At 60.2% G+C, this 12,648-nt stretch carries 14 protein-coding genes and 1 pseudogene; 10 read left to right on the forward strand and 5 right to left on the reverse strand.

Going from position 1 to position 12,648, the window contains the following annotated elements:
* The 3 genes and pseudogenes from HJG53_RS17580 to HJG53_RS17590 all read left to right on the forward strand — a co-directional run.
* A pseudogene (locus HJG53_RS17580) lies at nt 1-232 on the forward strand (recombinase family protein); the annotation flags it as partial.
* Nucleotides 233-479: 247 nt separating this feature from the next.
* Nucleotides 480-1,415, forward strand: a complete 936-nt coding sequence (locus tag HJG53_RS17585) for a D-glycerate dehydrogenase (protein WP_129927481.1) — start codon at nt 480-482, stop codon at nt 1,413-1,415.
* The gene (locus tag HJG53_RS17590; RefSeq protein WP_026002710.1) at nt 1,412-2,701 is read left to right on the forward strand and encodes a glycerate kinase; all 1,290 of its coding nucleotides are present in this window, start codon (nt 1,412-1,414) and stop codon (nt 2,699-2,701) included. The genes HJG53_RS17585 and HJG53_RS17590 overlap by 4 nt, the downstream gene beginning before the upstream one ends.
* Here HJG53_RS17590 and HJG53_RS17595 read toward each other — a convergent pair.
* From HJG53_RS17595 to ligK, 5 genes are all read right to left on the reverse strand, one after another.
* Complete coding sequence (locus HJG53_RS17595; protein ID WP_081095482.1) at nt 2,676-3,326, reverse strand: NTP transferase domain-containing protein; 651 nt, start codon at nt 3,324-3,326, stop codon at nt 2,676-2,678. The genes HJG53_RS17590 and HJG53_RS17595 overlap by 26 nt on opposite strands.
* 165 nt (nt 3,327-3,491) lie before the next feature.
* The gene (locus HJG53_RS17600) at nt 3,492-4,709 is read right to left on the reverse strand and encodes an MFS transporter (RefSeq protein ID WP_017184813.1); all 1,218 of its coding nucleotides are present in this window, start codon (nt 4,707-4,709) and stop codon (nt 3,492-3,494) included.
* Between the two features lie 144 nt (nt 4,710-4,853).
* Nucleotides 4,854-5,723, reverse strand: coding sequence for an amidohydrolase (locus tag HJG53_RS17605; protein WP_026002709.1), 870 nt, complete (start codon nt 5,721-5,723; stop codon nt 4,854-4,856).
* Entirely contained in the window at nt 5,720-6,775 is a 1,056-nt protein-coding gene (locus tag HJG53_RS17610; protein ID WP_026002708.1) for a 4-oxalomesaconate tautomerase, read from the reverse strand. The genes HJG53_RS17605 and HJG53_RS17610 overlap by 4 nt, the downstream gene beginning before the upstream one ends.
* A complete protein-coding gene (gene ligK, locus HJG53_RS17615) occupies nt 6,768-7,442 on the reverse strand; it encodes a 4-carboxy-4-hydroxy-2-oxoadipate aldolase/oxaloacetate decarboxylase (protein WP_026002707.1) in 675 nt (224 codons plus the stop codon). The genes HJG53_RS17610 and ligK overlap by 8 nt, the downstream gene beginning before the upstream one ends.
* Nucleotides 7,443-7,544: 102 nt before the next feature.
* On the opposite strand from ligK, the gene HJG53_RS17620 reads away from it, so the two are divergent.
* From HJG53_RS17620 to HJG53_RS17650, 7 genes are all read left to right on the forward strand, one after another.
* Nucleotides 7,545-8,714, forward strand: coding sequence for a LysR substrate-binding domain-containing protein (locus HJG53_RS17620; RefSeq protein ID WP_017184809.1), 1,170 nt, complete (start codon nt 7,545-7,547; stop codon nt 8,712-8,714).
* Between the two features lie 64 nt (nt 8,715-8,778).
* The gene (locus tag HJG53_RS17625) at nt 8,779-9,663 is read left to right on the forward strand and encodes an NAD(P)-dependent oxidoreductase (RefSeq protein ID WP_017184808.1); all 885 of its coding nucleotides are present in this window, start codon (nt 8,779-8,781) and stop codon (nt 9,661-9,663) included.
* Nucleotides 9,660-10,682, forward strand: a complete 1,023-nt coding sequence (locus HJG53_RS17630) for an amidohydrolase family protein (protein ID WP_017184807.1) — start codon at nt 9,660-9,662, stop codon at nt 10,680-10,682. The genes HJG53_RS17625 and HJG53_RS17630 overlap by 4 nt, the downstream gene beginning before the upstream one ends.
* On the forward strand, nt 10,679-10,975 hold the full coding sequence (locus HJG53_RS17635) for a DUF2218 domain-containing protein (protein WP_017184806.1): 297 nt from the start codon (nt 10,679-10,681) through the stop codon (nt 10,973-10,975). The genes HJG53_RS17630 and HJG53_RS17635 overlap by 4 nt, the downstream gene beginning before the upstream one ends.
* Nucleotides 10,972-11,385 (forward strand): protocatechuate 4,5-dioxygenase subunit alpha, encoded by a 414-nt coding sequence (gene ligA / locus HJG53_RS17640; protein ID WP_026002706.1) that lies wholly within the window; start codon nt 10,972-10,974, stop codon nt 11,383-11,385. Before HJG53_RS17635 ends, ligA begins: the two co-directional genes overlap by 4 nt.
* Nucleotides 11,385-12,248: a class III extradiol dioxygenase subunit beta gene (locus HJG53_RS17645; RefSeq protein WP_017184804.1), complete on the forward strand. Its 864-nt coding sequence runs from the start codon at nt 11,385-11,387 to the stop codon at nt 12,246-12,248. Before ligA ends, HJG53_RS17645 begins: the two co-directional genes overlap by 1 nt.
* Nucleotides 12,248-12,640 carry a hypothetical protein gene (locus HJG53_RS17650; RefSeq protein WP_017184803.1) on the forward strand — a complete coding sequence of 131 codons (393 nt, stop codon included), beginning with the start codon at nt 12,248-12,250 and terminating at the stop codon, nt 12,638-12,640. Before HJG53_RS17645 ends, HJG53_RS17650 begins: the two co-directional genes overlap by 1 nt.
* Nucleotides 12,641-12,648: the final 8 nt, after the last annotated feature.

Raw genomic sequence — 12,648 nt, forward strand, 5'->3', positions numbered from 1 at the left:
AAAACCCGCTCGGGAGCGGATTGAGGCGATGCTGGAACGCGACTACGCCATGGTAAAAAACGGCAATTGTGATTACAAACTGACCGTCGCCTATGACCCCGATCCGGATGGCATTTCCCTTGATGAGGAAATCCAAAGCCTCCTCTCCGAGATGTTCAACATCGCAGAGAGCTACAATTGCTCCATGGAAGCCGATATCTACGAGGTCGGTGGTCAGCAACGGTCCTGGTAGAATCAATCAAGCGTTCAGTGTTCGTTCTTCAACCTGGCCAAAATCGCAGCTTCGGGCCGACTGGGCCTATATCGAAGTATGTTGTGAAGAGCAAGAATTAGGCATGCGGCGGACAATTCCTTCCGGTCTTTAGCCGGTGGTCAAGCCGTTGGCATTACGCTGCCATTCCACAGTAGTTGGGGGGATTTCCTTGTCGCAAGAGGTTGGTTCGCTGCAGGCTCGTCCGAGGGTCCTGGCGACATATGCAATGCCCGCCAGGGTTGTCGGGGAAATTCAATCTTTCGCCGATCTTTCGATCCTTCCCGGTGAGTCCGCTCCTGAGCGCGTTCTTGAGAATTGCAACGGTTTTGACGCTCTCATCTGCACCTTGATGAACAAGGTGACCGCGGATTTTATCGATCGGTTACCCCCTTCCATCCGGCTTGTAGCGACTTACTCCGTGGGTATCGACCATATCGATCTCAGGGCGCTGCAAGCTCGGAGAATAGCATTGGTGAACACGCCCGACGTGCTCACCGAAGCCACGGCGGACATAGCCTGGCTCCTCCTCCTCGGAGCGGCCAGGCGCGCAAGCGAAGCGGAGGCTTTGTTGCGGTCGGGGATGTGGACCGGTTGGGAACCGAACCAGCTCGTCGGTACGGATATTCACGGCTCGACCTTGGGTATTCTCGGTTTTGGCCGGATCGGCCGCGCGGTCGCTCGCCGAGCGGCAGGGTTTGGCATGAACATACTGACCTCGGTCCGTTCATCGTCCGCGGGTGATCCACCCCCTCCCGGGACGATCATTTGTTCATCGATGGAGGAAGTCCTGGCTGGCAGCGATTTTCTATCTTTGCATTTGCCATTGACCGAGGAGACGCAAAACTGGCTCAATGCAGAGCGCATAGCTTCGATGAAATCTGGTGCGATCGTGATCAACACGGCACGGGGAGGGTTGATCGATGAAACAGCCCTGATTGCGGCGTTGCAATCCGGCAAGCTCGGCGGCGCCGGGCTCGACGTTTTTGTCGGCGAGCCCGATATTCGCCGCGATCTTGTAGAGGCACCTAACACCTTCCTCCTGCCGCATCTCGGAAGTGCGACGAGACGCGCAAGGGAAGGTATGGGCTTAAGCTTGGCGCGCGATATCGCCGCTTTCTTTGCCGGCCGGCCGGTCGAAAATGGCGTAGGTGTCTCGAAATGAGCGCGCTCGTTGATCTCGAGGCGAGGCAAAGGGTACAGCTTGATGCTCTCCTGTCGACAGCATTGAACGCTGCCGGCGTCGAAGGCAAGCTTGAGCGCTTTCTCCCCTCAGTTCCTCTCGGTCGAACCGTCGTCATCGGAGGGGGCAAGGCCGCGGCAGCGATGGCGAATGAGCTTGCCAGACTTTGGCCGGCCCCGCTTTCCGGCGCCGTCGTTGTGCCTTACGGCCATCAATCGCCTTCCTATTCCGGTCCAATTCAGATTTTGGAGGCTGGTCACCCGGTTCCCGACGGGAACAGCGTGGTGGCTGCGGACCGCATGATGGAGTTGGTCAAAGATCTTTCTCACGATGATCTCGTCATCGCGCTGATGTCTGGCGGGGCTTCGGCGCTTCTTGTCGGCTTGCCCGAAGGCGTCAGCCTTGAAGATAAGCAAGGACTGAACAAGGCCTTGCTGAAAAGCGGGGCAACAATTTCCGAAATCAATGCGGTGCGCAAGCAGATTTCCACGGTGAAGGGCGGCCGACTGGCGCATGCGGTAGGTAAGGCGCGCCTGCTCACTCTTGCCGTCTCAGACATACCGGGAGACGACATTCGCAAGATCGGGTCTGGTCCGACGATTGCCAATGCGGCGGAAGCCGTTGCGGCGACACCGATTCTCGAGCGATATGGCATAGATGTTCCGGAATCCATCAACCGGCACCTGCGGAAGGGTTTGGATAATCCCTCACCTGACGATCGATCAAGACGGGCAGGTGATAGTGCGTTCCTGATCGTCAAGCCGGGCGATATTCTCATTGCAGCAGCCCGGTGCGCCGAAAGCGTCGGCTACAAGCCGATCATTCTGGGGGATGACCTGGAGGGGGAGGCGCGTGAATTGGGTTCCGCGCATGCAAAGCTGGCGCTCGAAACGCTTCGAGCGGGGCGTAGGGCATGCATTCTGTCCGGCGGAGAGACGAGCGTGACCGTCTCCGGCCGAGGCAGAGGAGGCAGGAACAGCGAATATCTTCTGGGCTTTGTGCTGGCGACAGCGGGGCAGGAAGGGATTGCGGCGCTGGCAGTCGATACCGATGGCCTGGATGGCGCCGGCGACAATGCGGGAGCTGTTGCGTTCGCGTCGACCTTGACGCGCGCTGCCGGGAAGAAACTGGATGCTGCGGCCTATTTGCGCCGCAACGATTCCTATAGCTTCTTCGCTGCGCTGGACGATCTCGTCGTAACAGGACCCACATGCACGAACGTCAACGATTTCCGGGCCATTCTCATCGATCCGGTGATTGATCGCTAAGCTTGGTCGGTAGTCTGGTTAAACCATCGTGCCTCTGATTCCATTGACTTTGTGCGGCCGCCAACGCTGCCGGTGTGTCCAGGTCAAAGTGAATACCGGGATCGTCAATATGGATGGGAACGACAGACGCGCGATATTTTTCGAGAAGTGAGCGTGCGCCAGTATCACCTGAGAGATTCAGCAGCGCGGGGAAAAAATCAGAACCCCATGTGATCGGATTCCCCCTTCGCCCATCGCTTATAGGAACCAAAATCGTCGATGGGGTCGCTTGCTGAGCCATCCTTTGCAAGAGGCTTGCCGGGACAAATGGCATGTCGCCCAGACAAATGATCGCAGCACGCGTATCTTGCGGCAGCGCGGAGATCCCAGCGATCAATGAATGGGCCATTCCCCGACGGGCGTCGGAAGCTCGGGTCTGGCATAGTTCGCGCTTCCCAAGGATATCCCTGAGTTCAGCGGCATCCGCGTCCGTTACGATATGAGGCGGCGGTAAACCCGCCTGTTCGATTGTATCGACGATATGCGCCAGCACTGGCCGTCCGCCCAGATTGGTCCGGAGCTTGTCGAAGCCCATCCGGCTCGAACGGCCGGCGGCCAGCACTATCGGTCGCACGCACATGTGCATTCGTCTTTAGTAATTGCCGGAGAGCACGTCATGCGCCCAGCGGTTGGATAGGTTCGTATAGGGGTGCGCTACCCTTTCCGATCATACTCCCGTCCCATTCCCGCACAGCCATCTCCAATCCTCCCCACCATTTCCGCGACTGGCGGTTCATGTGTTCAGATGGCGTTAGTGGATATTTGCACCATCGTCGATCATGCCGCCCGTCGGCTGGATGGTAAGGAGTGTTATCAAAGCAAAGATGACGCAGGCCAGGCCGAGAAGGGCAAAGTACCACCAGATACCATTGGCCAGTAAAGAGAAGTAAATTGCGGGTACGAAGAACGCGGCGGCAGAGCCGCTCTGGACGACAACACCGTTAGCCAGGCCAACAATAGCGGTGTTCTTGAGAACGCGTGGAATCATGATCATGACCACCGCCACCATCGTACCAGGCGTGGCGAAACCCCAGACCATCAAGCTCACAATCGTTAAGGTTACGCTCGATTGAGGCAGGAAAAGAGAGATGCTCGCCATACAGGCTAAGACGGATATGGTTGCGGCAACGAGCTTGAACGAGTGACCGCGGGAGAGAAGAAAGCCGGTCAATATCCCTCCGCAGATACTGGCGATATTCGAGATCGCTACGGCAGCAGATCCCATGGATACGGAAACACCAAGAGTCTTGGCCATGTATTGAGGCATGACGATATTGACGCCAAAACCAGCGATGGTGAGTATCGCGAATGCGGCCGCCAACCGGAGTACGCCCGATTCTCCGATCACCGCCCGCAAGGCGTCGTCGTTGCCAGCGGTTCCGCGGGACGTCTGTCCAGGCACCGGGAGCAAGCCGACGGAAAGGGCAAGGCCGGCTGCCGCCGCACCATGAATGACGAATGGCAGACGCCAGTGTTCGGTTGCGGAGAATGGAGCGGCAAGGAGCAGACCGGCGCTTATGCCTGCGGCGAAATAGGTCGACCAGAGCGCCATGGCCCCGGTTTGCCGTTTTCCCGATGTAGTCATGATGAGGAGCGAAGGAGCGGCAGCGGTGATCGCTACAAAGCCGATACCTTCGATCAGACGTGCCGCTTCGATCAGGCCCAAGCTGTCGCTTATGTAGCAAATGGCGTTTGCGATCACGATGAGCACACATGCGCCAGCGAGCATGGGCCGAGCACCGTACCTATCGACTGCTGACCCGCCCAGGGTTGAGCCGAGTGTGGGAGCAATGAACAGGAGACCGATAATCCAGCCGATCTCCTGCGGAGAAGAGCCGAGCGCCTTGCCCATATCCGCTGCGATCGGCGCCATCTTGCCGGCGGACGCTATGGCAAGCAGACCGTAACAATAGACAAGAAAGATTGAGCCCCAGCCTGCGCTTTCGGCTTTCGATGTCGTGACGGTCATAAGGTATCCCCCTCTATGCCCGCCCTCCGTCTGCGTGAACTCAACTGCGGAACCGCCGCAGCCTGGTTCAGACTGGTTGGCGGCTATCGATCTCCATGCCAATGAAGCGCATGCCCCCGTTTCGACGGTGACAGCATCCATGCTTTAATCATGCCAGTAGAGTCTGGCCGGGTTGTCCACGAGCAGGCGATGTTGCAACTCAGGCGTCGGTGCGATGCGGGGGATCATATCGACCAGCGCGCCATCGTCCGAAATTGCATCTTGCATGTTCGGGTGCGGCCAGTCGGTGCCCCACAGGACGCGATCCGGATAGTCTTCGACAAGGGGGCGCACGGCCTGTGCGAAAGCATCCCATGGCGGGCCGCTGCCATCGAGGCGGTCGGGACAGGTCACCTTGGTCCAGATATCGTCGCGGCTGTCGAGGAGTGCCCGGAAGACACGCATATCCGGTCCATCCGGTCCTTGCGTGACATCGGGCCGCCCCATATGGTCGACGACGATCAGCGTAGGGATGGCGTCGAGGAACGAACGGAGTTCTTCCAGGATATCCGCCTCGAAATAGACGACGACATGCCAGCCGAGGCCCTGGATGCGACGGGCGACCTCAAGGAATTTGTCCTTGGGCGCATCGTCGACCAACCGTTTCAGGAAGTTGAACCGCACGCCGCGAATGCCGCCTTGGTGCAGGTTTTCAAGTTCGGCATCGCTGATGGCTGGATCGACAACCGCTACCCCGCGCGCGCGTCCATCGGATTTTGCGATTGCATCCAGCGTCGCACTGTTGTCCGTGCCGTGGCAACTGGCCTGCACGATGACGTTGCGGGAGAAACCGAGCCTGTCGCGCAACGCGAACAACATGTCCGGCCCGGCATCTTCGGGAAGATATTTGGCCTTCGCGCTGAAGGGGAACTGCGCCATCGGTCCGAAGACATGGCAGTGCGCATCGACCGCGCCGGCGGGTGGTACAAACCGCGGGCGTGAGGGATCGGCGTGCCAGCTTACGATACGACTCATGCGAAAATCTCTCCATCCATAAGCTTGCGCGCGGTACGCAAGATGGCGGCGCTGGTGACCTGGCCGTCTGCATCCGTCTCCATGACGCAGCTCATCTCGCCGGTAGGATGCTCCACCGACAGGGTCTTGCGGGCACCGCCTGGGATTGACGCGACCTGCGCGGCGGGCGATCCCTCGATCAAGCAGGCGGTGGCGACGCTGACCGCGCCGAGAACACCGATCGAGGCATGTGCGCGGTGGGGGATGAAGCTGCGTACCGTGACGGCGCCTCCGTCGCGCGGTGGTGCAACCAGCATCATCTTGGGTACGGATTTCTCGCGCACGTCGCCGAGGTTCATTCGTTCGCCGACGGCAAGGCGGATCGCCTCGATCCGTGCCTTGAGATCGCTGGCGCCGTCCAGCTCGTCACGACTCTCGTAGCCGGCCGCACCGACGTCTTCGGCCTTCATCACGACGCAGGGCATGCCGTTGTCGATCAACGTGACCGGCACGCCGTTCACGATGTCACAGGCATTTCCGGTAGGCAGCAGCGCGCCGCAGGATGAGCCTGCCGTTTCGCGGAACTCTAGCGGGATCGGAGCCGCCGTGCCCGGTACGCCGTCGATCCTTGCCGCCCCGTCATAGCGCACGCGCCCTGACGGTGTTTCGATTGTCGCCACGGCAATCTGGCCGGTGTTCATCATGTAGATGGTGACACGCGTCTCGCTGTCCTGTGCCGGCACCAATCCGCGTTCGATCGCGAACGGACCGACGCCGGCCAGGATATTGCCGCAATTTTGTGCATCGGTAACGATAGGCTTGTCGACGAATACCTGAAGAAACAGATAGTCGACATCGATGCCGGGACGCTCGGATTTCGAGATCACGGCCACCTTGCTTGTCAAGGGATCCGACCCGCCCATCCCGTCGATCTGGCGGGGATCGGGCGATCCCATCGCGCGGAGCAGGAAGGCGTCGCGTGCCGCGATATCGGCAGGGAGGTCATCTTTGAGGAAATAGCCCCCTTTGGATGTGCCGCCACGCATCCACATGACGCGGGTGGGGTCAGACATATTTCAGGCCCATTTCGGCGAGGCGGCCACGCATATCGTAAATGTCGAGGCCGAGTTCCCCGGCAGCGAGCCGTTGACGCTTCGTTTCCTCATTGGCTTCGCGTGCCTGGGCCTTTGCCAACACGTCGGCGGCGCGTTCGCGCTCGACCACACAGACCCCATCGTCATCTGCAATGATCACGTCACCGGGACGGATCACGGCGTCTGCGCAAACGACGGGGACATTGACCGATCCCAGCGTCGCCTTCACCGTACCCTGTGCGAAGATGGCCTTCGACCAGACAGGAAAGCCCATGGCCGTCAGATCGCGCACGTCACGTACCCCCGCATCGATTACCAGCCCCCGGCAACCCCGTGCCATCGCCGAGGTGGCGAGAAGGTCTCCGAAATAGCCGTCTTCGCAAGGCGAGGTGGGGGCGAGCACGAGAATGTCGCCGGGCTGCAGCTGCTCGATGGCGACATGCACCATCCAGTTGTCCCCGGGAGGCGCGGAGATGGTGACCGCCGAGCCCGCGATACGGGCGCCTGCATAGATCGGGCGCATGCGGGAGGCGAGCAGCCCTGTGCGGCCTTGCGCTTCATGGACCGTCGCAACGCCGCAAGAGGCGAGGGCGTCGATTACCGGCGCTTCCGCTCGCTCGATAGATTGGACGACTAAACCCGACACAACGCTCTCCTTGGCAACGATAACTGGGAGAATGCGCGCCGTTCCGTCCTTGCAGCAAATCCGTTCTTTGCCCGATGAATAAGAATTTGCTAATCGTGCAGCATGGAACGGCTGGACGTGAATCTGCGGCATCTGCGCGCCTTTCTGGCGATCATGGAAAGTGGAAGCGTGACGGCAGCCGCGCGTGAGGTTCACCTTACCCAGCCTGCAGTGACGCAGGGAATCGCCAAGCTGGAGTTGCGGTTCGGGGTGCCGCTTTTCGAACGGCAGCCGCGCCGCATGATCCCCACGGATGAGGCACGAATCCTGGCGCCGCGCGCTACCGCGATCATTCGGCTTCTGGGGCAAACGCGCGCGACGGCGGCGCAGGTTTCCGCTTTTCTCGGCTTATCGCGAGCGGGAAGTTATGCAAATGCTGCGACGGCCATGGGTCTGAGCGAAGCATCGCTGCATCGGGCGGTGAGCGACCTTTCGCTCGCTTTGGGACAGGATCTTGTGAGGCGGCGCGGCAAGGGTGTTGTCCTGACGGCGCGCGGCTTGGCGATGGCGCGCAATTTCCGGCTCGCGCTTGCCGAGCTTCGATCGGCGGATATTGAGCTGGCCGCATTGCGAGGCCACGAAAGAGGGCGCATCACGATCGGAGCGATGCCGCTTTCGCGTGCGCGCCTGTTACCGAGCGCCGTCGCAGCGTTTCATCGCGCGAAGCCGGATATCGATATCGTCATCATGGAGGGCTCCTATGCCGAGCTGACGGGGCCGCTGCGTGACGGCGATATCGATATGATGGTCGGTGCGGCGAGGACAAATATATCGGCAGATATGGCACAGAGAGAACTTTTCGACGATCCGCTCATCATTCTTGCCGGCGCGCACCACCCGCTGGCGCAGGCCCGCCGGCCCCCGACGATTGCGGCGCTCGCGCGGTATCCATGGATCGTGGCCGCGGCTGGTACGCCGTTAAGGGCGCATTGGCAGTCGATGTTCGAGGAGGTCGGCGTTACGCCACCACGCGTGCCGATGGAATGCGGCTCAGTCATGATCGTCCGGCAAATTCTTGTCGAAAGCGATTTCCTCACTCTGCTGTCGCCCGATCAGGTCAGTGTGGAACTGGAGGCGGGGTGGCTCGTGAGAATTGCAGGCCCGGTGCGTCCGATGTCGCGCACCATCGGTTTGACCGTCCGATCGGATTGGCGGCCTACGCCGGCACAGGCTGCTCTGATCGAGGTTATCGAGGAACAGGCCGCAGTGCTGCGCGACGAACACACTTCGTAATTTCTAATGCATTAGGTGCCAATCCGATTGGCGGTGCGTGGACGGTTGCCGCTAATCTCGGCAAATGGATCAGATTGCTGTCGCTTTGATTGGTTTCGGAGAAGCGGGCCGCAGCTTTGCGGAAGCAGGGTCCTGGTCGACTTCGGCGCGTGTCTTCGACGTTTTGACCGATGATCCGGCCAGCGCCGACCGCAAGCGTCGTGAGTATCTGGCAGCTGGCGTTGCGGGAAGCGACACGCTTGCCGATGCGGTGAGCCGCTCGCCGCTGGTGCTTTCGCTGGTGACGGCAGATCAAGCCGTCGTGGCCGCGCGCGCCGCCGCCTCGCTGGTCGCTCCTGCTGCGATGTTCTGTGACATGAACAGCGTGGCGCCTGAAACCAAGCGCATCGCCGCACAAACGATTGAAGCTGCCGGCGGGTGGTATGTGGACGTGGCGGTCATGGCGCCGGTCAATCCCGCCAAGCTCTCCGTACCGCTGTTGCTGAGCGGCGTCAGAGGGAGCGACGCGGCGGCGGCACTGGAGCGGTTGGGTTTCACGAATATCCGGGTAGTGGGCGACAAGGTCGGTCAGGCCTCGGCGATCAAGATGATCCGTTCGGTGATGGTGAAAGGTATCGAAGCCCTCACCGCAGAATGCGTGCTCGCGGCGGAAAGGGCAGGGGTCACGGCTGAAGTGCTCGGCTCGCTCGGCCCCGAATGGGATGCCAAGGCGGACTATAATCTCGACCGGATGATGGTTCATGGCCTGCGCCGCGCCGCCGAGATGGAAGAAGTTGCGCTCACGCTCGAAGGGTTGGGGGCAGCAAGCGGGATGACTCGCGAGGCTGTCGCGCTGCATCGCCGTCTGGGTCGATTGGGGGTCACACCTCCGCCGGAAGGGCTTTCCGCGAAAATCGAGAAAATCACCGATCTGGAATCCAAACTAGTGGGGAGGGTTGACGCCGCATGAGTCTGATTATCGACTGCCATGGTCATTATACCGTGCTGCCCAAGGGGCACGATGCCTGGCGAGAGGAGCAGAAGGCGGCTTTCAAAGCGGGCGTGCCTGCGCCGGCCTATCCGGAGATTTCCGACGATGAAATCCGTGACACCATCGAATCCAACCAGCTTCGCCTGATCAAAGAGCGTGGCGCCGACCTCACGATCTTCTCTCCCCGGGCGTCTGCGATGGCCCCGCATGTCGGTGATGCCGGTGTCGCGAAGGAATGGGCGATCCGCTGCAACGACCTGATCTCGCGCGTGGTCGGCCTTTATCCGGAAACTTTCGTTGGCGTGTGCATGCTGCCGCAATCGCCCGCAGCCGACATGGTGAACAGCATCGCGGAACTGGAACGCTGCGTCGATATGGGATTTATCGGGTGCAATCTGAACCCCGACCCGGGCGGCGGCCATTTCCAGCATCCGCCGCTGACAGACCGTTACTGGTATCCCTTTTACGAGAAGATGGTGGAGCTGGACGTTCCGGCGATGATCCACGTGTCGGGCAGCTGCAATCCCGCGATGCATGCCACGGGCGGATACTACATCGCGGCCGACACGATCGCCTTCATGCAGTTGCTCGAGGGAGATCTGTTCAAGGATTTCCCCACCTTGCGCTTCATCATCCCGCATGGCGGCGGTGCCGTCCCCTATCATTGGGGGCGTTACCGGGGCCTGGCCGACATGCTGAAGAAGCCGGCCCTCGATGCGCATCTGATGAACAACATCTTCTTCGACACCTGCGTCTATCACCAGCCAGGCGTCGACCTGTTGGCCGATGTGATCGACAACAAGAATATCCTGTTCGGTTCGGAAATGGTCGGTGCGGTGCGCGGCATCGATCCTACCACCGGCCATTATTTCGACGATACCAAGCGTTATGTGGACGCGCTCGTGATCAGCGACGCGGAGCGTCATGCGATCTTCGAAGGGAACGCCCGCCGGGTTTTTCCGCGGCTCGATTCCCGATTGAAGGAGAGAGGGCTGTGAGCTTCGTTTCGAAAGCCTTCGTTTCGACTGCTTCCGGTGACAAATATGTCCAGCAGCTCATCAAGCATTGGAGCCACCGGTTCGAGACGTCCTATGCCGATGGAGAAGGCCTAGTCCCCTTTTCTGACGTGGCTTCAGCGAGCTTTACCAGCGATCCGGAGGGTATCCGTATCGTCCTGCGCACATCAGGCGCGGAAGAGGCTGAAACCCTGCGGGGGGTAATCGAGAGCCATCTCGACAGGTTCGCCTTTCGGGAAGCCCCTTTGTCTTATACCTGGGAGGATGGGCGGTGACTGGTCGAACAAGGGATATTCACGCCTATTTGGCCGAGTTCGACGATATCCCCGGCACGCGGGTCTATACGGCAAAACGTGCCCGGCAGGGCTATTGGATGAACCAGTTCGCGATGAGCCTGATGAAAGCCGAAAACCGTGAGCGCTGGAAAGCCGATGAGCGTGCCTATATCGATGAATGGCCGATGACCGAGGATCAGAAGCAGGCCGTTCTGGATCGGGACTATAATCGCTGCCTCGATCTCGGCGGCAATATCTATTTTCTGGCCAAGGTCTTCTCGACGGATGGGCTCAGCTTCCTACAGGCCGTCGGCACGATGACCGGCATGAGCCCCCAGGACTATCAGGCGATGATGATTGCCGGCGGCCGCTCGCCTGAAGGCGTCCGCTCGATTCGGGAGAAAAGGTGATGGCCCGCATTTCCGCCGGCGTCGCGACAAGCCATATTCCCGCGATCGGCGCCACGATCGACAACGGCAAGACGGGCGAGCCTTATTGGGCGCCGGTATTTGCCGGCTATGACTGGTCGAAGCAATGGATCGCCGAAGAAAAGCCCGACGTAGTCATCATTGTCTACAATGACCATGCGTCGGCTTTCGACATGCGGATAATCCCCACTTTCGCGATCGGCTGCGCCGATCGCTACGGTATTTGTGATGAAGGCTGGGGACCGCGGCCGGTGCCGGAGGTGATCGGGCATGCAGACCTTGCTTGGCACATTGCGCAAAGCCTGATCCTGGACGAGTTCGACATGACCATCATCAACGAGATGGACGTCGACCACGGCTTGACCGTTCCGCTCAGTCTCATGTTCGGTCAGCCCGAGGCCTGGCCGGTAAAGGTCATTCCGATTGCCGTGAATGTGGTCACATATCCGCCGCCATCGGGCAACCGGTGCTGGCAATTGGGCGAGGCGATCGCGCGGGCAGTGGCGAGCTTCCCCGAAGATCTCAACGTGCAGGTCTGGGGTACGGGTGGTATGAGCCACCAGTTGCAGGGGCCTCGAGCGGGCCTGATCAATGCGGAATGGGACAACCGCTTCCTCGATTTGATGAGCACAAATGACGGGGAGACGCTTCGTACCATTCCCCATATCGAATATCTGCGCGAGACGGGCTCCGAAGGCATCGAAATGGTGATGTGGCTCATCATGCGCGGGGCGCTGGGCCGCATGGTCAAGCCATTGCATCGGCACTATCACGTCCCGGCGTCCAATACCGCGGTCGGACATCTCATATTGAGGCCGGCTGAGAGTTCGTCATCGGAGGTCTAGTGGACTTCGAAGACCTCAAGGCCAGAGTGATCGAACTGCGTGAGACGCAACAATCGATCGCCTCGGTTGTCCAGGACCAACCGCCTGACTGGCGGAAGGAAGTGGTTCGTTTGAGGCTCGAATTGTCGCGCAAGCTGGGCTTTGTCAGCAATTCTACGAATGACTGGCAAGCGCACGCGAGTGCTTCGGCTGCCTGGTCGCGGTTTCGCAAAAACCTGTCGGTCTTGCGCGCCGCGCTGGCTGAGCATCAAGCTCGCTGGCCGGCGGTGGCGCTAGACGAGAGAGCGACTGATTTTCAGGCGTCTACTCGACGCATACGCAAGGCCTTTGATGACCTCGAGCAGGGGCTCGCTGAACTGCAACTGGCTGCTTCGCGAAGCAACCCAACATAAGGAAATGT

The organism is Sphingomonas sp. ID1715, assembly GCF_013044515.1.
GTDB lineage: Bacteria > Pseudomonadota > Alphaproteobacteria > Sphingomonadales > Sphingomonadaceae > Sphingomonas_B.